This window comes from Micromonospora sp. NPDC023956 (assembly GCF_040639195.1).
Lineage (GTDB): Bacteria > Actinomycetota > Actinomycetes > Mycobacteriales > Micromonosporaceae > Micromonospora.
In genome coordinates, this window is the sequence record NZ_JBEZZN010000006.1 from 269,119 (window position 1) to 296,078 (window position 26,960).

Genomic DNA, 26,960 nt, shown 5'->3' on the forward strand with positions numbered 1-26,960 from the left:
ACGTCATCTCCCTCCGACGGCTCTGCCGGGCCTTCCCGTCGTCGGCCGCCGCAAACGTCCCGCCGGTGGTCAGCCCCGGACCGGGAGCGGACCGGTGGACTCGCGGACCACCAGCCGGCCCGGTTGCCGGATCACCCCCGGGGCCAGGTGCCCGTCGAGGGCGGCGAACAGGTGCGTCACCGCCGTGGCGCCGAGCTGTTCGAGGTTGAGGTCGACGGTGGTCAGCGGGGGGTGGCAGTCGGCGGCGAACACCTCCCAGTTGTCGTAGCCGACGATCGCGACGTCGTCCGGGACGGACCGGCCGAGAGCGAGGACGGAGTGGGTGACCCCGGCGGCGATCTGGTCGCTGCCGCAGAAGATCGCGTCCACCTCGGGATGGGTGGCGAGCAGCGTCCGGGCGGCGTGCCGCCCCCAGCGCTGGGTCCACTCGCCGTAGTACGGCCGCCCGCCGCCCAGCGGGAGGTCGTGCTCGGCCAGCACCGCGCACAGCCCGGTGAACCGGTCCCGGGCGGCCCGGTAGCTCTCCGGGCCGGTGATGTGCGCGATCCGGCGGCGGCGCAGCCCGACCAGGTGTTCGGCGGCGAGCCGGGCGCCGCCCTCGTCGTCGGCGAGCACCGACAGGTCGTCGGGGTCGCTCGACTCGCCGTACACGTAGACCACCGGGACCGGGATGTCCCGGGTGAGGGACGGGCGGACGTCGTTGCTGTCGCCGAGGATGATGAACCCGTCGACCTGCCGGGCCAGCAACGCCCGGATGTAGTGCCGACGTCGGATCGCGTCCCCCCGGGCGTCGCAGAGCAGTACCGACATCTGCTCGTTGCCGAGGGCGTTCTCCGCACCGAGCAGGATCGGGATGGAGAACCGACCGCCGAGTTCGTCGGTGAGCAGGCCGATGGTGCGGGTGCGGCCCGAGATCAGACCGCGGGCCAGCACGTTCGGCTGGAACGACAGCTCGTCGGCGGCCTGGAGCACCCGTTGCCGGGTGGCCGGGGCGACCTCGTCCCGGGCGTTGAGGGCCTTGGAGGCGGTGGCGACCGAGACGCCGGCCAGCCGGGCCACGTCGCTGAGGGTCACCGATCGGGATCGCTGTCTGCCCACCGAAATCCTTTCGACTGCTTTCGACCAGCCCGGTCAGAGGAGAGTAGAGCCCGGCCCGAGGAAACGCCAGCAGTCTTTTTATTCATGGGTAGACTTCGATACTTGCCGAAAAGCTTTTCGTAGTCCATCGTAGCCTCATCGCACCGGGTGACTCCGGTCACCCACGAGCTGCCGGAGGGACAATGACGAAGGTTGCGCCCGGCACCGATCCCAGCGGCGGCCGGCCCGTGGTGCCGTCGCACGGTGTGCTCCGGCCCCTCGGCCTCGGTGAGGTGCGGGTCGTGGACGGCTTCTGGGCCGTCCGGCAGCGGCTCAACGGTGCCGCGACCCTCGACCACGGGCGGTCCTGGATGGACAAGCTCGGCTGGACCGGCAACTTCACCGCCGTCCGGGCCGGTGCCGGCGAGGTCGACCGGCGGGGGCGGGAGTTCTCCGACTCGGAGGTCTACAAGCTCGTCGAGGCGATGTCCTGGGAGGTGGGCCGGACCGCCTCGACCGACCGGGACCGGGAGGTCACCGAGCTGACCGAGCTGATCGCCACGGCCCAGGCACCGGACGGCTACCTCGGCACCGCCTTCGGCGGCCCGGGCCAACGTCCCCGGTACAGCGACCTCGCCTCCGGGCACGAGCTGTACTGCACCGGCCACCTGCTCCAGGCCGCCGTCGCGCGGACGCGGACCGGGCCGGCCGGGCCGCTGCTGGAGGTCGCCCGCCGCGCCGCCGACCACGTCTGCGACACCTTCGGCCCGGACGGGACGTGGGGCGTCTGCGGCCATCCGAACATCGAGCCGGCCCTGGTCGAGCTGGCCCGGCTCACCGGCGAGCAGCGCTACCTCGACCAGGCCGGCCTGTTCGTGCGGCGGCGTGGACACCAGAGCCTGCCCCAGCACCACTTCGGCTGGTCGTACTACAGCGACGACGTCCCGGTACGGCGGGCCACCGTGCTGCGCGGGCACGCGGTCCGCGCCCTCTACCTGGCCTGCGGCGCGGTGGACGTCGCGGTCGAGACCGGCGACGGCGAACTGCTCGCGGCGGTGGCCGCCCAGTTCGACCGGACCCTGGCCCGGCGCACCTACCTCACCGGCGGGATGGGCTCACGCCACACGGACGAGGCGTTCGGCGACGACTTCGTGCTCCCACCCGACCGGTCCTACTCCGAGACCTGTGCCGGCGTCGCCGCGATCATGCTGGCCTGGCGGCTGTTGCTGGCCACCGGCGCCAGCCGGTACGCCGACGTGATCGAACGCATCCTCTACAACGTCGTCGCCACCGCGGTCAGCGACGACGGGCGGGCCTTCTTCTACGCCAACACCCTGCACCAGCGCACCCGGACCGTGGACGTGCCGACCGACGAGCAGCAGCTCGGCTTCGGCGGCGGGCCGCGTGCCCCGTGGTTCGAGGTCTCCTGCTGCCTGCCCAACGTCGCCCGGCTGCTCGCCAGCCTCTCCACCTACCTGGTCACCGCCGACGACGAGGGGCTGCGGATCCACCAGTACACCGACGCGGACGTCGACACCCGGCTGCCCGACGGCCGGCGGGTGGCCCTGCGGATGCGGACCGGCTACCCCGACGACGGGGTGGTGACCGTGCGGGTGACCGCCACCGACGGCGGCGGCTTCCCGCTCACCCTGCGGGTGCCGGAGTGGGCGACCGACGCGGTGCTGGTCACCCCGACCGGCCGCCGACCGGCGGCACCCGGCCCGGTCACCGTGCGGCACGCCTTCGCCGCCGGCGACGAGGTCCGGCTGGAACTGCCGCTGCGTCCCCGGTTCACCCACCCCGACCCCCGCATCGACGCGGTGCGCGGCTGTCTCGCCGTGGAGCGCGGGCCGGTGGTGTACTGCGCCGAGGCACTCGCCGACGAGGACCTCGACACCCTGCGGGTCGATCCGGAGCACCCACCGGTCGACGCCGACGGCGGGGTGCGGGTCCGGGCCCGGTTCACCGCGGTGGCGGAGGGGGCCTGGCCGTACGGGCCGACGCCCCGGCCCGCCCGCGAGTCGCCCCGCACCGACCTGCGACTGCTGCCGTACCACCGCTGGGCCCGGCGCGGCCCGGCGACCATGCGGGTCTGGCTGCCGGTGACCTGAGCCGGCACCGCCCCCTCGGACGTGTTCGTCCACCCCGCTTCCGGCGGAAGGAGAAACCGATGGGACCGCGAGGTCTTCGAGTTGTCGCCGTGCTGACGGCGGCGGTCCTGGCGATGGCCGTGGCGGGCTGCGGCGGGGACGACCCGCCCTCGGCCACCGGCCCGTCCGGGGTCGACGACGGTGCCACGCTGACCCTCTGGACCAGGGCGGCCACCGAGTCGGTCTCCCGGGCGTACGCCGACGCGTACAACGCCACGCACCGCAACCAGGTGCGGGTCACCGCGTACCCCAACGAGGAGTACCCGGCGAAACTGGCCTCGGCGGCGGGTGCCCGGGCCCTGCCCGACCTGTTCGCCGCCGACGTGGTGCTCGCCGCGCAGTACGCCGCCCAGGGGCTCTGGACCGACCTCACCGACCGGTTCGCGGGGCTCGACGTGCGGGACCGGGTGGCCCCGGCGCACGTGCGCGCCGGCACCTGGAAGGACCGCAACTACGCGGTTCCGCACACCATCGACATGTCGGTGATGCTCTACAACAAGGATCTCTACCGCAGGGCCGGGCTCGATCCGGAGCGGCCGCCGACCTCGCTGCGGGAATTCGCCGACCACGCGCGGGCCATCGACCGGCTGGGTGGCGACGTGCACGGCACCTACTTCGGCGGCAACTGCGGCGGCTGCGTGGAGTTCACCTTCTGGCCGTCGGTCTGGGCGGCGGGCGGCGAGGTCCTGGACGCCGAGGGGCGTACGGCCCGGATCGACTCCCCGGAGATGGCCGGGGTGTTCGCGCTCTACCGCTCCCTCTACGAGGAGGGCGTCGCCGCACCGGCGTCCCGGGACGAGGCCGGCCCGACCTGGCTCGGCGCGCTCCAGGCGGGCCGGGTCGGCATCGCCCCCGGTCCCTCGGTGTGGCTGGGCATGATCGAGTCCAAGGGGGTGTCGATGGGGGTCGCGCCGATCCCCGGCCTGACCGGCGGCGGGTCCACCTTCGTCGGCGGCGACGCGATCGGCATCGGCGCCACCAGTGACCGGGCCGCCCAGGCCTGGGACTTCCTGGCCTGGACGATGTCCGACGAGGCGCAGGTCGAGGTGGTCGCGAAGAACAAGGGCGTGCCCACCCGCACCGACCTGGCGGCGAACCGGTACTCCGCGGCCGACCCGCGGCTCACGCTGATCAACGGCCTGGTGGCGCAGGGACGCACACCGTACGCGGAGAACTTCAACGCCTCGTTCAACGACCCGCAGAGCCCCTGGCTCCGGACCGTCCGCGGGGCGTTGTTCGGCGACGCCCCCCGCGCGCTCGCCGAGGGCAACACGGCCATCACCAGGTCACTCCAGCAGGGCTGACCCGTCACGTGGTCCCGGCTGTCGGCGTGCGCGTCCGGCGTCGCGGGTCCGCCCTCTGTGGACCGGAGGAACAGATGCCCACCACGGTGCTGCCACCGTCGACCGACGCCGAGCGGCCCGGAGCCGTCGCGTCCCGACCCCGGGGCCGGGCACGTCGGGCGTGGTCGCGTTCCCGGCGGCAGGCCCTGACCGGCCTCGCCTACGCCACGCCGACGGCGCTCATGGTCGGGCTGTTCTTCCTCGTCCCGCTGGTCCTGGTCGGCTGGATGTCGGTGCACCGGTGGCCGCTGCTCGGCAGGCCCACCCGCAACGTCCCGGACAACTACACCGGCATCGCCGACGACGAGCTGATCCGGTCGGCGGCCTGGTTCACCCTGCGCTACACGCTGATCATGACGGTGCTGCTCTTCGCGGTCGCGCTCGGTCTGGCCCTGTTGCTGCAACAGCGCCGACGCGGGGTGGGTTTCCTCCGCACCGCGGTGGTCCTGCCGATGGCGGTCGGCTTCGCCAGCGCCTCCCTGCTCTTCCTGGGCCTGCTCAGCGACGAGATCGGCCCGGTCACCGACCTGCTCCGGTGGCTCGGGGCGGTCGACGGGCACGTCTCGCTGACCAGCGGCAGCGCCGGCTCGGCGCTCGGCTCGACGGTGCTGCTGGTGCTGTGGCGGTTCGCGGGGTTCAACATGCTGATCCTGCTGACCGGCTTGCAGGCCATCCCGCTGGAGGTCTACGAGGCGGCGCGGCTCGACGGGGCGTCCCGCTGGCAGACCTTCCGGCGGATCACGCTGCCGCTGCTGCGGCCGTCGATCGCGTTGGTGCTCACCCTGATGGTGACCGGCTCGCTGCTGGCCTTCGACCAGTTCTGGATCCTCACCCGGGGTGGGCCGGACAACAGCACCACCTCGCTGGTGATGGTGATCTACCGGGAGGCGTTCGTCCGGCTCGACCTCGGGTCGGCGGCGGGTATCTCGGTGGTGCTGCTCACCGTCCTCCTCGTCGTGAACGTCATCCAGCTCGGCGTGCTGCGCCGACGTTCCCAGTGAGGGGCGCACGGTCATGACCGGTTCCAGGACGGCCTCGCGGTGGGGATTCCCCGTCACGGGCGCGGCGCTGGCGATCCTCTTCCTGTCGCCGCTGGTGTGGAGCGGCTGGGCGTCGCTGCGGACCGGCACCGGCTTCGGTCTGGAGAACTACGACCGGTTGTTCACCTCCGACCAGGGGATCCGCCCGTACCACCTGGTCAACAGCGCGACGGTCAGCGCGTTGACGGTCGGCGGCACGCTGCTGGTCGCGACGCTGGGCGGCTACGCCTTCGGGCGCTTCCGGTTCCCCGGCCGGGACCTGCTCTTCCTGCTCACCCTGGCGATCCTGATGGTGCCGTACGCGACCATCCTGATCGCGCTCTACGTGCTGCTCGGCTGGATCGGCCTGGCGGACTCGCTGGTCGGGCTGAGCCTGGTACTGATCATGTTCCAGCTGCCGTTCTCGGTCTTCATGATGCGCAACTCGTTCGAGGCCGTCCCCCGGGAACTGGAGGAGTCCGCCCAGGTCGACGGGGCGGGCAGCGTGGGCGTGCTGGTCCGGGTCCTGCTGCCGGCGGTGCGTCCCGGGCTGGTCACCGTGGCGCTGTTCGCGTTCCTCACCTCGTGGAGCGAGTTCTTCGCGCCGCTGATCCTGCTCAACTCCACCGACCGGTTCACCGCCACCCTGGCGGTGGTCAACATGCGGACGGCGAGTCACGGCTCGATCGACTACGCCGCCCTGGAGGCCGGCGTGGTCGTCATGGCCGTGCCGTGTCTGCTCCTCTTCGCGTTCCTCCAGCGCAGCTATGTCCGGGGGTTCGCCTCCGGCGCGGTGAAGGGCTGATCCCGGACCACCCGCGATGGGCCGCGGGACCTGGGCGGGTCCGGGTCAATAGATCGACAAACTTCGATTAAGGAGATCAGAATGAGACAGTGGTGGAGGCGATTCGTCACCCCGGTGGCGGTCGGGCTGGTGGCAGCCGGCCTCAGCCTCGTCGCCGTCGGGACGACCGGCGGGGCCGCCCAGGCGGACCCCGGGGACAACCTGGCCTGGACGGCGACGCCGAGCGCGTCGTACACCTCGCCGTGGGAGAGTGTCGCGGCGATCCGGGACGGGATCGACCCGACGTCGTCCCACGACACGGCCAACCCGCGCTGGGGGACCTGGCCCAACCAGGGCCAGCAGTGGGCGCAGCTCACCTGGACCGGGAACCAGACGATCCGCGCGGTCGAGGTCTACTTCTTCGACGACGACGGTGGCGTCCGGCTGCCCGCCGCCTGGCGGGTGCAGTCCTGGAACGGCAGCTCCTACCAGGACGTGACCGGTGCCTCCGGCTATCCGGTCGCGGCGAACCGCTACAACCTGGTGACCTTCACCGCGGTCAGCACCGCCCGACTGCGGGTGGTGCTCGACAGCGGTGCCGGCTCGGTCGGGCTGCTGGAGGTCAAGGCGCACGCCAACCCGCCCGGCAACCCCGGCAACCCGCCGACCGGCTGGAACCCGCCGGGCAACCTGGTCACCCCGCTGGGCGAGGTCTGGGCCCACCAGGAGGCGACCTATCCCAACCTGTACGGCTTCCGCAACTACGGCTGGGACCAGGTCTTCGCCAACCGGGGCAGCCTGAACTTCTGCGTTCGCTGGGACTCCCCGGCCAGCGTCTCCGCCGCGTTGCGCGACCAGATCCACGCCAGTCTGGCCCGCCAGTACAAGAAGTGGATGGACGTCATGGTCGGCCACAACAACTGGCCGTACACCAGCGTGCCGATCAAGGTGGTCGGCTGGGCGGTGCGTGACCGGGCCCAGTTGCAGTGGTCGGACACCTCCGTCGACATCTACGTGGGCGACATCCGGGAGAACGCCCCGCAGTGCGCCGAGGGGTGCGGGCGGTTCTTCAACCAGAACGGTCAGTACCCGAACTGCCCCGGCGGCGCGGCCCGCCACTACGACCAGTCGCTCTGGCTGACCGCCGGGATGGGCGGCGGCGCGGGCGGTGACTGGGGGCAGCGGATGGGCAGCGAGTACTTCGTCAACAACATCAACGCCGAGAACATGACCATCCTGCTGCACGAGATCGGCCACACCTTCGGCCTCGACGACTTCTACGACTGGTCGCCGAGCGGGGTCGGCGGGTTCCTGATGAAGGCCGGCTCCGCCGGTGCCATCACCGATTTCGACGCCTGGATGTTCCGCGACTGGTGGCGGCACCTGAAGAGCCGCTACGGCCACTGATCCGTCGGCCCGCCGGGCACCCCGCCCGGCGGGCCGACGCCGTATCCCTGTCGAGAGAGGTGACGCGCATGTTCCGTCCACCTGAGTCCCGGCGTGCCGTCCGGTGGGCCGGCGCGGCCACCGCCGCCGGCACGCTCGTCGCGTTCGGCGCGGTGGCGCCCGCCGCGCCCGCGCACGCCGCCAACCCGATCGTCACCCACGTCTACACCGCCGACCCCGCCCCGCTGGTGGTCGGGAACACCATGTACGTCTACGCCGGCCGCGACGAGGCCCCGACCGGCACCGACACCTTCGTCATGCGGGAGTGGCGGGTGCTCTCCTCCACCGACGCGGCGACCTGGACCGACCACGGGGCGCGCGCCGGCGTCGGCACCTTCGACTGGGCCGGCGCGGACGCCTGGGCCAGCGAGGTGGAGCCCCGCAACGGCCGCTACTACTGGTACACCTCGGTCAACGGGCGCGGCCCCGGCTGGATGGACATCGGGGTGGCGGTCGGCGACAGCCCGCTCGGTCCGTTCACCGACGCCAAGGGCGGCCCGCTGATCAGCGACAGCACCCCGAACTCCTCCGGCCTCAACATCGACCCGACCGTCTTCACCGACGACGACGGCCAGGCCTACATCTACTGGGGCGGCTACTGGGGAGTCCGGGCGGCGAAACTCAAGCCCAACATGATCGAGTTGGACGGGCCGGTGGTCACCCCGCAGGGGCTGACGAACTTCTGGGAGGCCCCCTGGATGTTCAAACGCAACGGCCTCTACTACCTGATGTACGCCGCCAACGACACCGGCGGCTGCGTCACCGACTCGGCCTACGCCTGCCAGCGGTACGCCACCGCGACCAGCCCGCTCGGCCCGTGGACCCATCGGGGCGTGGTGCTCGACCGGGTCTCCTCGACCACCAACCACGCCGGGGTGGTCCAGTTCAACGGCCAGTGGTACGTCGTCTACCACACCGCCGACGCCCCCGGCGGCGGCAACTTCCGTCGCTCGGTCGCGGTGGACCTGCTCCACTTCAACGCCGACGGCACCATACGCAAGGTCGTGCCGACCACCACCGGTCCGCCGCCCAACCCCGGCGGCGGGGGACCACCGGCCGGCACCAACCTCGCCCCCTCGGCCACCGCCACCACCTCGTACGTCTCACCCTGGGAGAGCGTCGCCGCGCTGCACAACGGCGGCGTGCCGGCCAACTCCGCCGACCGGAGCAACCTGGCCTACGGCAACTGGCCGCAGCAGGGCACCCAGTGGGTCGAGTACACCTGGCCGTCGGCCCGTCAGGTCAACCGGGTCGCGACCTACTGGTTCGACGACGGCCAGGGCATCGACCTGCCCGCCTCCTGCCAGGTGCAGTACTGGACCGGCAGCGCCTACCTGCCGGTGCCCGGCCAGTCGTCCTGCCCGGTCGCCGGCGACACCTACACCGTCACCACCTTCGGCACCGTCAGCACCACCCGGCTGCGGCTGGCCGTCACCGCCCGGCCCGGTCTCTCCACCGGCCTGCTGGAGTGGCTCGCCTACCAGCCCTGACCGTCCCCCTCCACCCCGTCCCTGGAGGTGTCCCCGTGTCCCGTACCCACGCCCGAGGTCGGGCGCCGACCGCACTGGCGCTGGCCGCCGTGCTCACCGCCGGCGCGCTGACCGTGCCCGTCGCCCCCGTCCGGGCGGCCCAGACCATCGGCTATCCCACCTTCTCCGGCCCGTCGGTGCCCGCGCCGCCGGTCGGCTACACCACCGGCAACATGATGAAGGCCATCTACGACGCCGAGAGCAACGGCACCGACTTCTGGATGGACCGGCTGCTCGCCCGCCCCGGCAACGACCCGGCCGGCACCTGGCTGATGACGCGCGGCCGGGGCCTGTACATGAACACCCACAACCCGGCCGTGATCGGCTTCGGCGGCAACGCCGCCTACTGGGACAACATCAGCAGCCAGAACGCCTACGCCGTGGCGGTCACCCCGGGCACCTTCACCGAGCAGGTCGGCAGCCGGTGGCAGTCCCCGAGCCACTGGAAGGGCGTCTACACCAGCGGTGCGGTCCGGGTCGACCTGACCAAGTTCATCACCCACCAGAACGTGGCGGTCACCAACCTGGCCGTCACCAACACCGGCGGCACGGCCACCACCCTCCAGCTCCGGGTCACCTCGCCGTACGCGACCAGCGGCACCGGGGGCGAGCTGACCGGCAGCCGGCAGGTGAAGAACAACCTCACCACGATCTATCCCCGGCTGGCCGGCGACGGCTTCACGGCCAGCGGCGGCGGGCTCAACCGGTCGGTGACCCTCGACCCCGGGCAGAGCGTCAGCACCAAGGTGGTGATGGGCTTCGTCACCACCGAGATCCCCGAGTCGCTGACCGAGTACCAGGCCTACCGCGACCGCACCCCGGCGACCGCCTTCGCCACCCACGTGCGCGACTACAACCGCTGGTGGGCGGAGAACGTCCCGTACGTCGACGTGCCCGACCCGGCGATCAAGAAGAACGTCTACTACCGCTGGTGGCTGATGCGCTACAACTACCTCGACGTGGACATCCCGGGGCAGGACTTCCAGTTCCCGGTCTCCATCGAGGGCGTCACCGGCTACAACAACGCCATCGCGCTGACCCAACCCATGCACATCGACGACCTGAAGTACCTGCGCAACCCGGTCTACTCGTACGGGCCGTGGCTGTCGGTGGGGCAGACCTCCAAGGGCGGCCGGTTCATGGACAACCCCGGTGACCCGGAGAACTGGTCGAACTCCTACACCCAGTACATCGCCGAGGCGGCCTGGCGCAGCTACCAGATCCACGGCGGGCAGCCGGTGATCGCCGGTCACCTGGCCCGCTACGCCGAGGGCGACGTCAAGGGGCAGCTCGCCACCTACGACACCAACGGCAACGGCGTCATCGAGTACGACTGGGGCGCGATGACCGGCAACGACGCCGACGCGGTCTCCTTCCACTGGCGCGACGGCAACCTCGACCGGGCCGAGACGGCGTACGTCTACAGCGGAGCGGTCGCCGCGCAGCAGGCGTACGCGGTGGTCGGCAACACCGCCAAGGCGGCCGAGATGCAGGCGCTGGCCGAGCGGATCCGCTCCGGCGTGCTCACCACCCTGTGGAACCCGTCCCGGCAGCTGCTGGAACACAAGCACGTCGCGACCGACACCCACGTGCCCTGGAAGGAGATCAACAACTACTACCCGTACGCGGTGGGGCTGATGCCGAACACCGAGCAGTACCGGCAGGCGCTGCGGCTCTTCGACGACCCGGCCGAGTACCCGATCTTCCCGTTCTTCACCGCCAACCAGCGGGACAAGGCCGCCGCCGCGGCGGCCGGCAAGCCGGGCAGCAACAACTTCTCCACCATCAACTCCACCGTGCAGTTCCGGCTCTACTCCTCGGTGCTGCGCAACTACCCCAACCAGTGGATGACCGCCGAGCACTACCGGAAGCTGCTCCACTGGAACGCCTGGGCGCAGTACGTCGGCGGGAACACCCAGTGGCCGGACGCCAACGAGTTCTGGGCCGACTGGAACCCGACCACGAGGACCATCGCCTACCGGTCCTGGATCCACCACAACATCCTCGGCAGCAGCAACTGGACGGTGATCGAGGACGTGGCCGGACTGCGCCCGCGCACCGACGCGCGGGTGGAACTCGACCCCATCGACATCGGCTGGTCGCACGTCGCGGTGAACAACCTGCGCTACCGGAACATGGACCTGAGCATCGTCTGGGACGACCCGGCCGACGGCGTCACCCGCTACCCGGGCGTGCCGCAGGGCTACTCGATCTACCTGGACGGCGTCCGGGCGGTCACCGTCGACCGGCTGACCCGGGTGGTCTACGACCCGGCCACCGGCACGGTCGAGCTGCCCGAGGGCGGCACCGTCACCCACCGCACGACGGTCCCCGGGCTGCGGGCGCCCCAGGCGGTGACCCACACCGCCGACCGGATGGTGGACATCTTCGCCAAGGCGGGCGCCGACCTGACCGCCACCCTGCCCAACCTGGCGCGGGGCGCGGCCACCTCGGCGTCGTACACCGCGTCGGGCACCTCGACGCAGGCGGCGGTGGACGGCTTCCCGATCAACGAGCCGATCTGGGGCAGTCACGGCTCACCGAACGCCACCGACTGGTACGAGGTGAACCTCGGGCAGACCCGCACCGTGGACGACGTGTGGCTCTACTTCCGCAACGACCGGGCCACCAACCGCTACCGTCCGCCCGGCTCGTACACCGTGCAGTACCTCGACGGCGGCACCTGGGTGACCGCGCCGGGCCAGGTGCGCACCCCCGGCACCGTCCGGTCCAACTACAACCGGGTCCGCTTCACCCCGGTGGCCACGTCGCGGCTACGGGTGCAGCTGACCCACGCCGCCGGTTTCCGCACCGGGCTGACCGAGGTGCAGGTGTACCAGCGGGGCGGGGGCGGCGTCCCGGGGACGAACCTGGCCCGGACGGCGACCCCGTCGGCGGCGTCGTACACCTCACCCTGGGAGAGCGTGGCCGCGATCAACGACGGGGTGGACCCGCCGTCGTCGAACGACACCGGCAACCCACGGTGGGGGACCTGGCCCGAAGTGGGCCCGCAGTGGGCCGAGCTGACCTGGGCGTCCGCGCAGACGGTCCGGTCCGCCCGGGTCTACTTCCTCGACGACGGTGGCGGCGTCCGGCTGCCGGCGTCCTGGACGGTGCAGCACTGGACCGGCACCGCCTGGGCCGACGTGACCGCCGCCGGTGGCCACCCGGTCGGTGTCGACCGGTACAACGAGGTCGGGTTCACCCCGGTCACCACGACCCGGCTGCGGTTCCTGCTCCAGAGCGGGACGGCCTCCGTCGGCCTCCTGGAGGCGCAGGTCTTCGGTTGACCCGCCCCGGCGGGGGCCTCGCCGTCACCGTGACCGTCCGCCACGGCTAGGGTTCGCCCAGGGCGACACATGGTGGAGGCAGAGTTGAGCCAGGAGAAGGACGGCCCGCGCGAGTCCGTGGCCGACCCCGCGACCAGCGGGCCGGACGTGCCTGCGGCGATGCCACCCGTGCCCGTACCGGCGCGGACGCCCCGGCGGGGGCCCCGGATGCGGACCGCGATCCGCCGGGTGGCGATCGTCGCGGCGCAGTTGCTCGTGATCGCCGCCGCGCTGGTCGGCCTCGGCTACGTCCTGGGTCGGCTCTGGGTCGTCCTCTTCCCGGTGGTGCTCGGCCTGCTGCTCACCACGGTCCTCTGGCCGACGGTGCGGTTCCTGCGCGCGCACCGGTGGCCGCCCGCCCTGGCCGCGGCGACGGTCCTGCTGGCCTTCCTGGCCCTGCTGACGGCGCTCGGCGTCCTCGTGGTGCCGCCGGTGGTGGGCCAGATCGGCGAGCTCACCGACCAGACGACCGCCGGGCTCGAGCAGGTACGCCAGTGGCTCACCGGTCCGCCGCTCAACCTCGGCGAGGACCAGATCGGTGAGACGATCGACAACGTCTTCAGCGCCCTGCAGTCCAACGCGCAGAACATCGCCGGCTACGTGCTGACCTGGGCCACGTCGGTGGGGTCCGGCGTGGTCAACACCGTGCTGGCCCTGGTCCTGTGCTTCTTCTTCCTCAAGGACGGTCCCCGCTGGGTGCCGTGGCTGGCGGCGCAGACCGGCCCCCGTGCCGGGAAGCACGTCACCCGGTTGTCGGAGCGGAGCTGGCGGACGCTGTCGGAGTTCATCCGGCAGCAGGCCCTGGTCGGTTTCATCGATGCCTTCTTCATCGGCGTCGGCCTGTGGGCCTTCGGGGTACCGCTGGTCCTGCCGCTGGCGGTGCTGACCTTCTTCGCCGCCTTCATCCCCATCATCGGGGCGTTCGTGGCCGGCGCGTTCGCGGTCCTGATCGCGCTGGTCGACCAGGGCCCCACCACGGCGCTGATCATCCTCGGCATCGTGGTGGTGGTGCAGCAGGTGGAGGGCAACGTCCTCCAGCCGCTGCTCCAGGGACGGGGACTGAGCCTGCATCCGGCGGTGGTCATCCTGGCCGTGGCCGCCGGCAGCAGTCTCGCCGGGATCACCGGCGCCTTCCTGGCGGTGCCGGTCGCCGCGATCGTGGCGGTCGCCTACCGGTACGCCCGCGACCAGCTCGACAACGGCCACCCGGACGGCGTGCCAACGGTCACCCGGCCGGCGACCACCCCGCCGGCCCCCACCTCGCCGGACGAGTGAGGGCGGCGGCGTGGCGGTGCCCCGCTCAGCCGGCCGTCGCCACCCACGCCGCCGTTTCGCTGCTCCGGCCCACCGCGCCGACCGGCGCTGACCCGTCCCTGCCCACCCCGGGCACCATGCGCTCGTCGACGGTGGGGAAACCCCCGGTCGACGCGTGGTCCCCGGTGCGGCGTCGTCCCGCCCGCACCACGGCCACGATGGTCACCACCGCTGCCAGCGACATCGTCGCCGCCTGTACCAGCGCTGCTCGTCTACCACGCCGACGCCTCGTCACCGTTCGCTCCTCTCACCGTCGCGCTTGTCCTGGTTCCATGGTGCGGAGCGTGACCCGGTGGCGCGGGCCGTTTCCGGCCATTCGCCCGCCCGGGGGAGTCCCGGCGCGGGCGGGTGGGGGGTGCGGGCGCAGGTCCGGAGCAGCGCGCTCCGGACCTGCGGCGGTGCGGCTAGCAGCGCGGCACGTTCGGGATGTAACCGTCGTGACCGGTGTACAGGTAGGCGTCGGAGACGTAGCGGTTGGTGCCGATCCGGTGCCAGATGCTGGAGGTGCCGTAGGGGCCGGTGACCGCGGTGCCGGTGGCCTGGCAGTAGACGCTCACCGCACTGCCGCCGGTCAGGGAACCGACGACGGCGTGGCCGGTGCCGGGCCCCGAACGTACGTTGAGCACGGCGGTGCCGCTGTCCACCGTTCCGGAGCCGATGCCGGTGACCCCGTTGACCAGCTGCATGTAGTAGGTCCAGTTCCAGTGCGGGCCGGGGTCGGTGTGGGTGGCCCCGGACACCTCCTTGTGCGCGATGATGTTGCTGCGGGTCTTGGGGATGCCGTACCGGTCGGCGAGGTTCCGGGTGAGCGCGGCGGACGCCCGGTACATGGCGTCGGTGAACCACGCCGGGTTGTCGACCCAGCCCTCGTGCTCGATGCCGATCGACTGGGTGTTGTAGGTCCAGTTGCCGGCGTGCCAGGCGATGTCCTTCTCGCGGACGGACTGGGTGACCGCGCCGTCGGAGGAGCGGAACGTGTAGTGCGCGCTGACCTTGGACGCCGGGTTCTGGAACCAGTTGATGGCGCTGGTGTACGAACCCTGGGTCACGTGGATGACGACGTGGGTGACGGGCTGGCTGCCGGGGCGGCTGGCCACGGTGTAGTTGCCGGGGTTGGCCGGCACCCAGGCCGCCGGCCCGTAGTCGGTGCTCAGGATGGTGTGGTCCGTCGCGCCGTCCGCGGCCGGCGCGGGCACCGCCGCGTGCGCGGACGGAGCGGCGCCGAGGACGGCGCCCTGCAGGACGACCAGGGCCAGGGATACGCTCGCCCATCGCCGGAGTCGCATCGGTTCTCCCATCGACACAAATCAATGAATCTCGATGGGGTGACGATAGGGCCAGTGATCGAAGGTTGTCTACAACTCGTTCATCCGGAGTGAAGAATTCCCCCGGGAGCGGTGCCCGGCCTGCCCCGGACCGGGGTGCCGCGCCTGCCGGGGTGGCCGCTCCGGGCGCTGCGGCACCGCCGGGCTTTGCCGGAACGGCAACGATATTTGCGCCCGAGTGGGGCGGACCTCGCGCCCGGCACGGCACTGGACGCCGGTTGTGGCGAGGGGGCCGACGCCCGCTGGCTCGCCTCGCGTGGCTGGCGGGTGACGGCCGTGGACCTCGCCGCCACCGCCCTCCGGCGTGCCCGCGAACAGGCCGCCGAACTCGGTGCCGACGTCGCGGGACGGATCCACTGGGTACGGGCCGACCTGACCACGTGGACCCCGCCGGGCGACGGGTTCGACCTGGTCTGCGCGCACTACGTGCACTCGACCGCGCCACCCGGGACGCTGCTGCGCCGGCTGGCGGCGTCGGTCGCGCCGGACGGCACCCTGCTGGTCGTCGGCCACCACCCGTCGGACCCGCACCACCCCGGCGGCCCCCCGAGGGCGGCGGAGGCACAGGTCACCGCCGAGGAGATGGTGGACAGCCTCGGCCCCGGCTGGGACGTCCTCGTCGCCGGTACCCGCACCCGGCCGGCGGGCCCAGGGCCGCACGGACCCGCCGGCACCGCCCGTGACGCGGTCCTGCGGGCCCGTCGGCGCCCCTGACCCGTACGTCGTCCCCGGGCGCGGCCGGACACCCGTCCGGTGACCGCGCTCACCTCCACCGCCCGGTGACGTGAAGAACGCGTCAAGAAACGGGTGTCCGCCGTCATGGTCGCGTCAAGGACCCTGTCCGCGCGGCGGTGGACGCGTTGTGATGGCCCGGCACGACCGCACCGGCGGTCGTGGGTGACGTCCCTGGTGAGGAGCCAGCCGTGTCTGACCTGGTGTTCGTGGTGGTGACGGTGGCGTTGTTCGCGACGCTCGCCCTGGTGCTCAGAGGCCTGGAGCAGCGGTGAGTGTCGTGGACGCCGTCGGCCTGGTGCTGGCGACCGGCCTGGCCGTGTTCCTGGTGGTCGCCCTGCTCTTCCCGGAGCGCTTCTGATGTCCGCGACGACCGCGGGTGTGCTCTTCGTCGTCTCGCTCGGCGTGGCGCTGGTCGCCCTTCACCGGCCCTTCGGCGACTACCTGTACAGCGTCGTGTCCGGCCGGCGGCACGGCCATGTCGAGCGGGGCATCCTCCGGCTCGTCGGGGTCGACCGGAGCGCCGAGCAGTCCTGGGCGGTGTACGCCCGCAGCGTGCTCGCCTTCTCCGCCGTCTCGATCCTGTTCCTGTACGCCTTCCAGCGCCTCCAGCAGCACCTGTGGCTGTCACTGGGCTTCGAGCCGGTGGTCCCGCACGGGGCCTGGAACACGGCGGTCTCCTTCGTGACCAACACCAACTGGCAGTGGTACCCGGGTGAGTCGACCATGGGTCACCTGGTCCAGATGGCCGGGCTGGCGGTGCAGAACTTCGTCTCCGCGGCGGTGGGCATCGCGGTCGCGGTCGCCCTGGTCCGGGGCTTCGCCCGCAGCCGCAGCGGCGAGTTGGGCAACTTCTGGGTCGACCTGGTCCGGATCACGTTGCGGATCCTGCTGCCGATCTCGGTGCTCGGGGCGCTCGTCCTGATGGCCGGGGGAGTGGTGCAGAACCTCTCCGCCGGCACCGAGGTCACCACCCTGACCGGCGGTGGCCAGACCATCCCCGGCGGGCCGGTGGCCAGCCAGGAGGCGATCAAGCAGCTCGGCACCAACGGCGGCGGCTTCTACAACGTGAACAGCGCCCACCCGTTCGAGAACCCGACCACGTGGACGAACTGGCTCCAGGTGTTCCTGGTCCTGCTGATCCCCTTCAGCCTGCCCCGGGTCTTCGGCCGGCTGGTCGGCCAGCCCCGGCAGGGGTACGCGATCGCCGCGGTGATGGCGATCCTGGCGCTGGCCAGCGTCACCCTGACCATCGTGTTCGAGTCGGCGGGCCACGGCACGGTGCCGCAGGCGGTGGGCGCGGCGCTGGAGGGCAAGGAGGTGCGGTTCGACGTGTCGAACTCGGCGACGTTCGCCGCCGCGACCACGCTCACCTCGACCGGGGCGGTGAACTCGTCCCACGACTCGTACACCGCGCTGGGTGGCATGCTGCCGCTGGTCAACATGATGCTCGGCGAGGTGGCCCCCGGCGGCGTCGGTGCCGGACTCTACGGAATGCTGGTCCTGGCGGTGATCACCGTGTTCGTGGCCGGTCTGATGGTCGGCCGGACCCCGGAGTACCTGGGTAAGCGGATCGGCCCGCGCGAGATCAAGCTCGCGTCGCTGTACTTCCTGGTCACCCCGGCCCTAGTGCTGGTCGGTACCGCGGCGGCGTTCGCCACCGGCAACGACGCGACCGCGCTCAACGTGGGCCCGCACGGGCTCTCCGAGGTCCTCTACGCGTTCACCTCGGCGAGCAACAACAACGGTTCCGCGTTCGCCGGCATCACGGTCGCCACGCCGTGGTGGAACACGGCGCTGGGCCTGTGCATGCTGCTCGGCCGCTTCCTGCCGATCGTCCTCGTGCTCGCGCTGGCCGGTTCGCTCGCCCGCCAGCAGCCCACTCCCGCCTCGGCGGGCACCCTGCCGACGCACCGCCCCCTCTTCGTCGGGATGGTCGTCGGCGTCACGGTGATCCTGGTCGCGCTGACCTTCCTGCCCGCCCTCGCGCTCGGCCCCCTGGCAGAGGGGCTCTGACCAGCATGAGAGGGACCGAGATGACCACCTCCACGACGGCACCGCACGACACCCCCGACGCGGCGACCGCCAACCCCCCGACAGCCCGCGTCGACCGGATCGGTGGCGGCCTGCTCGACCCCCGGCAGCTGGTGCGATCGCTCCCCGGCGCCCTGCGCAAGCTCGACCCGCGCACCCTGTGGCGCAACCCGGTGATGCTGATCGTCGAGATCGGGGCGCTCCTCACCACCGTGCTCGCGGTCGCCGACCCGTCGGTGTTCGCGGTCGCCATCACCGTCTGGCTGTGGCTGACGGTCCTCTTCGCCAACCTCGCCGAGGCGGTCGCCGAGGGCCGGGGCAAGGCCCAGGCCGCCGCCCTGCGCAGGACGAAGACGGACACCACCGCCACCCGCCTGGTCGGCTGGACCCCGGGGGCGGCACGGACCGACGGTCACCGGCAGGAGGCCGTCCCCGCGACCGACCTCCGGCAGGGCGACATCGTCCTGGTCGAAGCCGGCGACATCATCCCCGGTGACGGGGACGTGGTCGAGGGGATCGCCAGCGTCGACGAATCCGCGATCACCGGTGAGTCCGCGCCGGTGATCCGGGAGTCCGGCGGTGACCGCAGCGCGGTCACCGGCGGCACGAGGGTCCTCTCCGACCGGATCGTCGTCACGATCACCCAGCGGCCCGGCGAGAGCTTCATCGATCGCATGATCAGGCTGGTCGAGGGAGCCGACCGGCAGAAGACCCCGAACGAGATCGCGCTGAACATCCTGCTCGCCGCGCTCACGCTCGTCTTCCTGCTGGCCGTGGTCACCCTCCAGCCGCTGGCGGTCGCCGCCAAGCGTCACCAGGGGGCCGCGCCGGACACGACCGCGATCACCGATGCCGGGATCAGCGGGATCGTGCTGGTGTCCCTGCTGGTCTGCCTGATCCCGACCACCATCGGCGCGCTGCTCTCGGCGATCGGCATCGCCGGCATGGACCGCCTCGTCCAACGCAACGTCCTGGCCATGAGCGGCCGGGCCGTCGAAGCCGCCGGCGACGTGGACACCCTGCTGCTCGACAAGACCGGCACCATCACCCTCGGCAACCGGCACGCCGCCGAGTTCCTCCCGGTCGACGGGGTGGCCCCGGCGGCCGTGGCGGACGCCGCGCGGCTGTCCAGCCTCGCCGACGAGACCCCCGAGGGCCGCTCGGTCGTCGTCCTCGCGACGGACGGGTTCGGCCCGGGTGAGCGGGAGCCGGTTCCGGAACCGCACGCCACGTTCGTGCCGTTCACCGCGCAGACCCGGATGAGCGGCGTCGACCTCGGTGCGGCGGGCGTCGACGGGGGACTCCGCCGGATCCGCAAGGGTGCCGCCGCGACCGTGACGACGTGGGTACGCGACAACGGCGGCCACCCCACCGGGCAGGTGGCTCGCCTGGTCGACGAGATCAGTGGCAGCGGCGGCACGCCGCTCGTCGTCGCCGAGCACCTCGACGGCCGGCCGGCCCGCGCCCTCGGCGTCATCCACCTCAAGGACGTGGTCAAGCCCGGGATGCGGGACCGCTTCGACGAGCTGCGCCGGATGGGCATCCGGACCGTGATGGTCACCGGCGACAACCCGCGGACCGCCAGGGCGATCGCCGACGAGGCAGGTGTCGACGACGTCCTCGCCGAGGCCACCCCCGAGGACAAGCTCGCCCTGATCCGCGCCGAACAGGAGGGCGGCCGACTGGTCGCGATGACCGGCGACGGCACCAACGACGCCCCCGCCCTCGCCCAGGCCGACGTCGGCGTGGCCATGAACACCGGCACCTCCGCCGCCAAGGAGGCCGGCAACATGGTCGACCTCGACTCCGACCCGACCAAACTGATCGAGATCGTGGAGATCGGCAAGCAGTTGCTCATCACCCGGGGGGCGCTGACCACCTTCTCGATCGCCAACGACCTCGCGAAGTACTTCGCGATCATCCCGGCCATGTTCGCCGGCATCTACCCGAGCCTGGACACGTTGAACGTCATGCGGCTGGCCAGCCCCGAGTCGGCGATGCTCTCGGCGGTCGTCTTCAACGCGATCGTCATCGTCGCGCTCATCCCGCTCGCGCTGCGCGGCGTCCGCTACCGCCCGGCCGCCGCCTCGCAGCTGCTCAGCCGCAACCTGCTGGTCTACGGACTCGGCGGCGTCCTGGCGCCCTTCGTCGGCATCAAGCTCATCGACCTGCTCGTCCAATTCCTCCCAGGGATCTCGTGATGCGCCTTCCCCGCTGGCTCGCCCCGCACCTGGCCGCCCTGCGCGCGCTGCTCGTCCTCACCGTGCTGCTCGGCCTCGCCTACCCCCTGGCCCTGGTCGCGGTGGGGCGGATCCCCGGCCTCGCCGGCAGGGCGGACGGCTCGCTCGTCGACGTCGACGGCCGTACCGTCGGCAGCGCCCTGATCGGCCAGTCCTTCACCGACGCCGACGGCGACCCCGTTCCGCGCTACTTCCAGTCCCGGCCGTCCGCAGCCGGCTACGACCCCACCGCCACGACCGCCGGCAACCTCGGCCCGGAGAGCGTCGTCGACGTCCTCGCCACCGACCCGGCGGCCTCGACGCCGAGCCTGCTCAGCCAGGTCTGCGCCCGCAGCCGGGCGGTGGGGGAGTTCAACGGCGTCGACGGTCGCCGCCCCTACTGCACCGACGACGGGGTCGGCGCGGTGCTGGCCGTCTTCCGCCGCGACGGGCTGACCGGTCCGGTGACCCGGGTGGTCAGCGTCAACCAGGCCGCCCCGGCGATCCCCTTCCTCGCCAGCTACCAGGGCGTGCCGGTGGAACCGGCTCACCCGGGCGAGGACCACGTCGCCGCCGGCGGGCTGGTCACGCCGATCCGGGGCGACGCGCCCGAGCGCCCGGCGGTCCCCGCCGACGCGGTCACCGCCAGCGGCAGCGGCCTCGACCCGCACATCAGCCCCGCGTACGCCGCCCTCCAGGTGAGCCGGGTGGCGCGGGAGCGGGGAGTGGACCCGGCGCGGATCCGCGACCTGGTCACCGCGCACACCGCCGGCCGGGGCCTCGGCTTCCTCGGCGCGCCCCGGGTCGACGTGCTGGCGCTCAACCTCGCCCTCGACGAGCGGTTCCCCGCCCGCTGACCGCCCGCCCGGCACCGGGGCCGGTCCGGGCGGCCCCGGCACCGCGCCGGTACCCGGCGGGCGGGCCGGTCCCGGTGAGCAGCAGGCCCACGACCAGGAAGGATGGTGTCGTGTCACGGGGAGAACTACGCATCTACCTGGGGGCCGCCCCCGGCGTGGGAAAGACCTACACCATGCTGGAGGAGGCGCGGCGCCGGGCGGAACGCGGCACCGACGTGGTGGTGGGTCTGGTCGAGACGCACGACCGGCCGCAGACCGCCGCCATGCTCGGCGACCTGGAGGTGGTCCCCCGTCGCCGGATCACCCACCGGGGCGTCGGGTTCACCGAGATGGACCTCGACGCGGTGCTCGCCCGCCGGCCCGAGGTGGCCGTGGTGGACGAACTCGCCCACACCAACGTGCCCGGCTCCCGCAACGCCAAGCGCTGGCAGGACGTCCAGGACCTGCTCGACGCGGGCATCTCGGTGCTGTCGACGGTGAACATCCAGCACCTCGACTCGGTCAACGACGTGGTCGCCCGGATCACCGGCACTGTGCAGCGGGAGACCGTGCCCGACGAGGTCGTCCGCGCCGCCGAGCAGGTCGAACTGGTCGACATGACCCCGCAGGCGCTACGTCGCCGGATGGCGCACGGCAACGTCTACCGCCCGGACCGGGTCGACGCGGCGCTGGGCAACTACTTCCGCGTCGGCAACCTGACCGCGCTGCGCGAACTGGCGCTGCTCTGGCTCGCCGACAAGGTCGACGAGCAGCTCGACGCGTACCGCGCCCAGCAGGGCATCCGGGCGACCTGGGAGGCGCGGGAACGGGTGGTGGTCGCCCTCACCGGTGGCCCGGAGGGGGAGACGCTGATCCGTCGGGCCGCCCGGGTCGCCGCCCGCAGCAAGGGTGCCGACCTGCTCGCCGTGCACGTCGCCCGCAGCGACGGCCTCGCCGGCGCCGACCCGGCCCGACTCGCCCGGCAGCGGATCCTGGTGGAGAGCCTCGGCGGCACGTACCACCAGGTGCTTGGCGGTGACGTGCCCGCCGCGCTGCTCGACTTCGCCCGGGGCGTCAACGCCACCCAACTCGTCCTCGGGGCCAGCCGCCGGGGTCGCCTCGCCCACCTGCTGTCCCGGGGTGTCGGGGTGACCACGACCGCCCGGTCCGGGCCGATCGACGTGCACCTGGTCACCCACCCCGAGGCGGGACGCGGTCGGCGGGCCGGCACGGTGCCGGCGGCGCTGTCCCGGCGGCGCCGGCTGGTCGGTTTCGCGGTGGCCCTGCTCGGGATGCCCGCGCTGACCGTGCTGCTCGACGCGCTGCCCGACCTCACCCTCACCAACGACATCCTGATCGTCCTGGCCGCCGTGGTGGGGGTCGCCCTGATCGGTGGCCTCTGGCCGGCCCTGCTCGCCGCGCTCGGCGGCTCCCTGCTGCTCAACTGGTTCTTCACGCCGCCGTTCCGGACGCTCACCATCGCCGAGGGCGACAACCTGCTCGCCCTCGCGGTGTTCGTCGGGGTGGCCGTCGCGGTCAGCGGGGTGGTCGACGTGGCCGCCCGCCGGACCCGGGAGGCGGCCCGGGCGTCCGCCGACGCGCAGACCCTGGCCACCGTCGCGGGGGGCGTGCTGCGCGGGGAGCGACCGCTGCCGGCGCTGCTCGACCGGCTGCGCGAGACCTTCGGCCTGCGCGCGGTCAGCGTGCTCGAACTGACCGCCGAGGCGGAGGGCCGCCCGACCCGGGCCCGCGAGGCGACCGCCTGGCGGATCGTCGCCGGTGTCGGTGCCGAGCCCCCGGCCAGCCCGAGCGCGGGGGAGACGGCCGTCCCGGTCGACGACCGGCTCACCGTGGTCCTCGCCGGGCGTCGCCTGGACGCGGCCGACCGCCGGGTGGTGGAGGCGTTCGCCGCACAGGCCGCCGTCGCGCTCCGGCAGGAGCGGCTCGCCGAGGAGGCCGCCACGGCCCGTCCGTTGGCCCAGGCCGACCGGATGCGTACCGCGCTGCTCGCCGCCGTCAGCCACGACCTGCGTACCCCGCTGGCCTCGGCGAAGGCCGCCGTGTCCAGCCTGCGCAGCCCGGACGTCGAGTTCGACGCCGAGGACCGGGCCGAGCTGCTCGCCACGGCGGACGAGTCCCTCGACCGGCTCGACCGGCTCGTCGCCAACCTGCTCGACATGAGCCGCCTCCAGGCGGGGGCGCTCGGTGTCGCCGCCACCGCGATCGGCCTGGAGGACGTCGTACCCCGGGCCCTGGACGAACTCGGGCCGGAAGCCGCGAGCGTCACCACCGACATTCCCGCCGACCTGCCCGCTGCCACCGCGGACCCGGGACTGCTGGAGCGGGTGCTGGTCAACGTCGTCGCCAACGCCCTGCGGCACAGTCCGGCCGGGCAACCGCCCCGGATCACCGCCAGTGCGCACGCCGGGCAGGTCGAGCTACGGGTGATCGACACCGGTCCGGGGATCCCCGAGGACCAGTGGGACCACGTCTTCCTGCCGTTCCAGCGCCTCGGCGACCGGGACAACACCACCGGCGTCGGCCTGGGTCTGGCGCTCTCCCGGGGCCTGGCCGAGGCCATGGGGGGCAGCATCATCCCCGAGACCACCCCCGGTGGCGGCCTGACCATGGTGCTGCGCCTGCCCGCCGCCCCGCACCCCGGACCGGAGGGACCACGGGAATGACCCGCATCCTCGTCGTCGACGACGAACCGCAGATCCTCCGTGCCCTCCGGATCAACCTGCGGGCCCGGGGCTACGACGTCGCGGTGGCCGACACCGGCACCACGGCGTTGAAGCTCGCCGCCAGCCACCCTCCCGACCTGGTGGTGCTCGACCTGGGCCTGCCCGACCTGGACGGGGTGGACGTCATCCGGGGCCTGCGGGGCTGGAGCACCGTCCCGATCATCGTCCTCTCCGGCCGCGCCGGCAGCCAGGACAAGGTCTCCGCCCTGGACGCCGGCGCCGACGACTACGTCACCAAGCCCTTCGGGGTGGACGAACTCCTCGCCCGGATCCGTGCCGTCACCCGCCGCCTGCACGGCGCGGCCGACAGCGCGGTCGCCACCGTACGGGTCGGCCGGCACACCGTGAACCTCACCGACCGTACGGTCACCCGGGACGACGGCACCGACGTCCGACTGACCCCTACCCAGTGGAACGTCCTGGAACAGTTGCTGCGTCATCCCGGCAAGCTGGTCAGTCAGCGGCAGCTCCTGCACGACGTGTGGGGGCCGGAGTACCAGAACGAGACCAACTACCTGCGTCAGTACCTGGCCCAACTGCGCCGCAAACTCGAGGACGACCCGGCCCGTCCCCGCCACCTCGTCACCGAACCCGGGATGGGCTACCGGTTCCGACCCGATCCGCAGGGCTGACCCGTACCGGTGACCGGGTTCTCCGGAGCCCGGGACGTCCGCTCAGCCGACCACGGTGACCTGGACCGGGCCCACCCGCAGCGTGCCGTCGGTCAGCGGGGTGCAGCGGACGCCGCCGCGTCGGCGCAACGCCTTCCAGGCTCCGGGGCCGATCGTGGCGTCCATCCAGGCGCACGGGTGGGCGGCGCGGTTGACCCGCAGCCGGACCGGCCCCTGTCCCGAGTCGAGGACCAGCACGGATCCGACCAGCTCGTCCACGGCGAGGCCGGCGGTCAGGACGTTGCGCCGGACCTGCACCAGGTCGGCGCCGGGCGGCAGGGACTCCCGCGCGATCAGGGTGACGCTCGCGTCGCGGTGGGCGGGCCGGCCGGCCGAAGTAGCGGTCGCCGACGATGCCGAGCCCGGCCCGGATGCGGACCTCCGTCACGATCTCGTCGCGGGTGGCCGGTGCCGGGCCGTCGGCCGGCCGACCCACGTACCGGTGCACGGGCGAGGCCAACAGCTGGAGGATCTCGGGCACGGCGGGGATTCTACGGAGCCGTTCCGCCCGATCAGCCGCAGCGAGACGTGGTCCCGCAGGTACGCCGGGGCGGCCAGCTCGCGGCCTGCCGAAAGTTTCGGAATCATATCGATAATTCCGCCGCCTCCCGGTCGTCGTCGCCTGCCACTCGAATGCGTTCACGCCCCTGCTCGGGTTGGTCGTGGGCGGGCCGACGGGGTCTACGCTGGACGGCCCCTGGTGGCGGGAGGGCAGGGGTCCGCCCGTTGAGGTTTCGGGATTGTTTCGATACTGTGCGGATACAGGAGCTTCGATCGAACCATGGTGGTCGAGCAGCCGAACCGGTCGATGTGGCCTCCGGGCGACCACACCGACGCCGGGCCGGCCGCCGTGGTGGGGCAGTGGTCGGGGCGTCCTTCCCCATCCGTGCAGCTCAGCGAAAGGCAGCTGTCATGAACGACCTGTCCGCCCGCGACAGCGGGCGCCCGGCGACCGGACCACGAACCCGCGCGGCATGGTTGTCGGCCGCGCTGGGGGTCGCCCTCGTCGCCACCACGGTGGTCGTGGCGTCCTCCAGCGCCAGTGCCGGGACCACCCTCGCCACGGCGGCCGGCGAGACGGGCCGCTACTTCGGCACCGCGGTGGCCGCGAACAAGCTCTCCGACGCCACCTACGTCGGCATCCTGAACCGCGAGTTCAACTCCGTGACGGCGGAGAACGAGATGAAGTGGGACGCGACCGAACCGTCGCAGGGCCAGTTCAGCTTCGCCAACGCCGACCGGATCGTCAACCACGCCCGAGCCAACGGGATGATGGTGCGCGGTCACGCCCTGGCCTGGCACTCCCAGCAGCCCGGCTGGGCGCAGAACATGAGCGGGACCGCGCTGCGGTCGGCGATGGTCAACCACGTCACCCAGGTGGCCAGCTACTACCGCGGCAAGATCCATTCCTGGGACGTGGTGAACGAGGCGTTCGCCGACGGCGGCAGCGGAGCGCGCCGTGACTCCAACCTCCAGCGGACCGGCAACGACTGGATCGAGGTGGCGTTCCGCGCCGCGCGGGCGGCCGACCCGGCCGCCAAGCTCTGCTACAACGACTACAACACCGACGACTGGACCCACGCCAAGACGCAGGCGGTGTACACCATGGTCCGGGACTTCAAGGCCCGGGGCGTCCCGATCGACTGCGTCGGCCTCCAGTCCCACTTCAACAGCCAGTCGCCGGTGCCGGCGAACTACCAGACGACGCTGTCGAGCTTCGCCGCGCTCGGCGTCGACGTGCAGATCACCGAGTTGGACATCGAGGGCTCGGGACAGACCCAGGCCGACAACTACGCCCGGGTGGTCCGGGCCTGCCTGGCCGTGGCCCGCTGCACCGGCATCACCGTCTGGGGCATCCGGGACACCGACTCCTGGCGGGCCAGTGGCACCCCGCTGCTGTTCGACGGCAACGGCAACAAGAAGGCGGCTTACACCTCGACCCTGAACGCCCTGAACGGCGGCGGCACCACCCCGCCGCCGACCACCCCGCCCCCGACCACGCCCCCGCCGACCACCCCGCCGCCCGGCGGGGCCTGCTCCGCCACGGTGTCGCTGAACTCGTGGACCGGTGGGTTCGTGGCCACGGTCCGGGTGACCGCCGGTACCGCCGGCCTCGACGGCTGGACCGTCGCGCTCACCCTGCCGTCCGGCAGCGTGGTCACCAACACCTGGAACGCGCGGGGTAGCGGCACCACCGGTGCGTTGACCTTCGGTAACGTCGACTTCAACGGTCGGCTGGCGCCCGGTACCAGCACCGAGTTCGGCTTCCAGGGCACCGGTGTCGGCCCGGCCGGCACCCCCACCTGCACGGCGGGCTGATTCCGGACGATCCGGCCCGGCCGGGGGCGGGACGGCGATCGACGCCGTCCCGCCCCCGGCATCGTCGAACGTGGAATCGTGTGGCTGAC

At 72.4% G+C, this 26,960-nt stretch carries 19 protein-coding genes and 1 pseudogene; 16 read left to right on the forward strand and 4 right to left on the reverse strand.

Annotation, left to right across the window (positions count from 1 at the left end):
• Positions 1-69: 69 nt before the first annotated feature.
• On the reverse strand, positions 70-1,098 hold the full coding sequence (locus AB0F58_RS15085) for a LacI family DNA-binding transcriptional regulator (protein ID WP_357142669.1): 1,029 nt from the start codon (positions 1,096-1,098) through the stop codon (positions 70-72).
• 182 nt (positions 1,099-1,280) lie between these two features.
• Here AB0F58_RS15085 and AB0F58_RS15090 point away from each other — a divergent pair, with 182 nt between their 5' ends.
• The 8 genes from AB0F58_RS15090 to AB0F58_RS15125 all read left to right on the forward strand — a co-directional run bounded on the left by AB0F58_RS15090 (position 1,281) and on the right by AB0F58_RS15125 (position 13,952).
• Entirely contained in the window at positions 1,281-3,188 is a 1,908-nt protein-coding gene (locus AB0F58_RS15090) for a beta-L-arabinofuranosidase domain-containing protein (RefSeq protein WP_357142670.1), read from the forward strand.
• A 59-nt stretch (positions 3,189-3,247) separates the two neighbouring features.
• Positions 3,248-4,531, forward strand: coding sequence for a sugar ABC transporter substrate-binding protein (locus AB0F58_RS15095; protein WP_357142671.1), 1,284 nt, complete (start codon positions 3,248-3,250; stop codon positions 4,529-4,531).
• A 74-nt stretch (positions 4,532-4,605) separates the two neighbouring features.
• Positions 4,606-5,571 (forward strand): sugar ABC transporter permease, encoded by a 966-nt coding sequence (locus AB0F58_RS15100; RefSeq protein ID WP_357142672.1) that lies wholly within the window; start codon positions 4,606-4,608, stop codon positions 5,569-5,571.
• Positions 5,572-5,584: 13 nt separating this feature from the next.
• Positions 5,585-6,394, forward strand: coding sequence for a carbohydrate ABC transporter permease (locus AB0F58_RS15105; protein ID WP_357142673.1), 810 nt, complete (start codon positions 5,585-5,587; stop codon positions 6,392-6,394).
• A gap of 81 nt (positions 6,395-6,475) precedes the next feature.
• The gene (locus tag AB0F58_RS15110) at positions 6,476-7,780 is read left to right on the forward strand and encodes a cellulose-binding protein (RefSeq protein ID WP_357142674.1); all 1,305 of its coding nucleotides are present in this window, start codon (positions 6,476-6,478) and stop codon (positions 7,778-7,780) included.
• Between the two features lie 68 nt (positions 7,781-7,848).
• Complete coding sequence (locus AB0F58_RS15115; protein WP_357142675.1) at positions 7,849-9,309, forward strand: glycoside hydrolase family 43 protein; 1,461 nt, start codon at positions 7,849-7,851, stop codon at positions 9,307-9,309.
• Between the two features lie 35 nt (positions 9,310-9,344).
• Positions 9,345-12,638, forward strand: a complete 3,294-nt coding sequence (locus tag AB0F58_RS15120) for a discoidin domain-containing protein (protein ID WP_357142676.1) — start codon at positions 9,345-9,347, stop codon at positions 12,636-12,638.
• Positions 12,639-12,722: 84 nt separating this feature from the next.
• The gene (locus tag AB0F58_RS15125) at positions 12,723-13,952 is read left to right on the forward strand and encodes an AI-2E family transporter (protein WP_357142677.1); all 1,230 of its coding nucleotides are present in this window, start codon (positions 12,723-12,725) and stop codon (positions 13,950-13,952) included.
• Positions 13,953-13,977: 25 nt separating this feature from the next.
• Here the strand turns inward: AB0F58_RS15125 and AB0F58_RS15130 are convergent, their stop codons facing one another.
• The gene (locus AB0F58_RS15130; RefSeq protein WP_357142678.1) at positions 13,978-14,175 is read right to left on the reverse strand and encodes a hypothetical protein; all 198 of its coding nucleotides are present in this window, start codon (positions 14,173-14,175) and stop codon (positions 13,978-13,980) included.
• Between the two features lie 220 nt (positions 14,176-14,395).
• Positions 14,396-15,277 (reverse strand): N-acetylmuramoyl-L-alanine amidase, encoded by an 882-nt coding sequence (locus AB0F58_RS15135; RefSeq protein ID WP_357142679.1) that lies wholly within the window; start codon positions 15,275-15,277, stop codon positions 14,396-14,398.
• Positions 15,278-15,412: 135 nt separating this feature from the next.
• Here AB0F58_RS15135 and AB0F58_RS15140 point away from each other — a divergent pair, with 135 nt between their 5' ends.
• The 7 genes from AB0F58_RS15140 (at position 15,413) to AB0F58_RS15170 (ending at position 24,513) form a co-directional block, all read left to right on the forward strand.
• A complete protein-coding gene (locus AB0F58_RS15140; RefSeq protein ID WP_357142741.1) occupies positions 15,413-16,030 on the forward strand; it encodes a class I SAM-dependent methyltransferase in 618 nt (205 codons plus the stop codon).
• 289 nt (positions 16,031-16,319) lie between these two features.
• The gene (gene kdpF / locus AB0F58_RS15145) at positions 16,320-16,409 is read left to right on the forward strand and encodes a K(+)-transporting ATPase subunit F (RefSeq protein WP_357142680.1); all 90 of its coding nucleotides are present in this window, start codon (positions 16,320-16,322) and stop codon (positions 16,407-16,409) included.
• Complete coding sequence (gene kdpA / locus AB0F58_RS15150; RefSeq protein ID WP_357142681.1) at positions 16,409-18,064, forward strand: potassium-transporting ATPase subunit KdpA; 1,656 nt, start codon at positions 16,409-16,411, stop codon at positions 18,062-18,064. Before kdpF ends, kdpA begins: the two co-directional genes overlap by 1 nt.
• A gap of 20 nt (positions 18,065-18,084) precedes the next feature.
• On the forward strand, positions 18,085-20,283 hold the full coding sequence (gene kdpB / locus AB0F58_RS15155; RefSeq protein ID WP_357142682.1) for a potassium-transporting ATPase subunit KdpB: 2,199 nt from the start codon (positions 18,085-18,087) through the stop codon (positions 20,281-20,283).
• Positions 20,283-21,158: a potassium-transporting ATPase subunit C gene (locus tag AB0F58_RS15160; RefSeq protein WP_357142683.1), complete on the forward strand. Its 876-nt coding sequence runs from the start codon at positions 20,283-20,285 to the stop codon at positions 21,156-21,158. The genes kdpB and AB0F58_RS15160 overlap by 1 nt, the downstream gene beginning before the upstream one ends.
• A 110-nt stretch (positions 21,159-21,268) precedes the next feature.
• Positions 21,269-23,821 (forward strand): DUF4118 domain-containing protein, encoded by a 2,553-nt coding sequence (locus tag AB0F58_RS15165; RefSeq protein ID WP_357142684.1) that lies wholly within the window; start codon positions 21,269-21,271, stop codon positions 23,819-23,821.
• Positions 23,818-24,513 carry a response regulator gene (locus AB0F58_RS15170; protein ID WP_357142685.1) on the forward strand — a complete coding sequence of 232 codons (696 nt, stop codon included), beginning with the start codon at positions 23,818-23,820 and terminating at the stop codon, positions 24,511-24,513. Before AB0F58_RS15165 ends, AB0F58_RS15170 begins: the two co-directional genes overlap by 4 nt.
• A gap of 42 nt (positions 24,514-24,555) precedes the next feature.
• Here AB0F58_RS15170 and AB0F58_RS15175 read toward each other — a convergent pair.
• Positions 24,556-25,033 (reverse strand): annotated as a pseudogene (locus AB0F58_RS15175) (molybdenum cofactor biosysynthesis protein).
• A 431-nt stretch (positions 25,034-25,464) separates the two neighbouring features.
• Here AB0F58_RS15175 and AB0F58_RS15180 point away from each other — a divergent pair.
• Complete coding sequence (locus tag AB0F58_RS15180; protein ID WP_357142686.1) at positions 25,465-26,871, forward strand: endo-1,4-beta-xylanase; 1,407 nt, start codon at positions 25,465-25,467, stop codon at positions 26,869-26,871.
• The last annotated feature ends 89 nt before the right edge of the window (positions 26,872-26,960 follow it).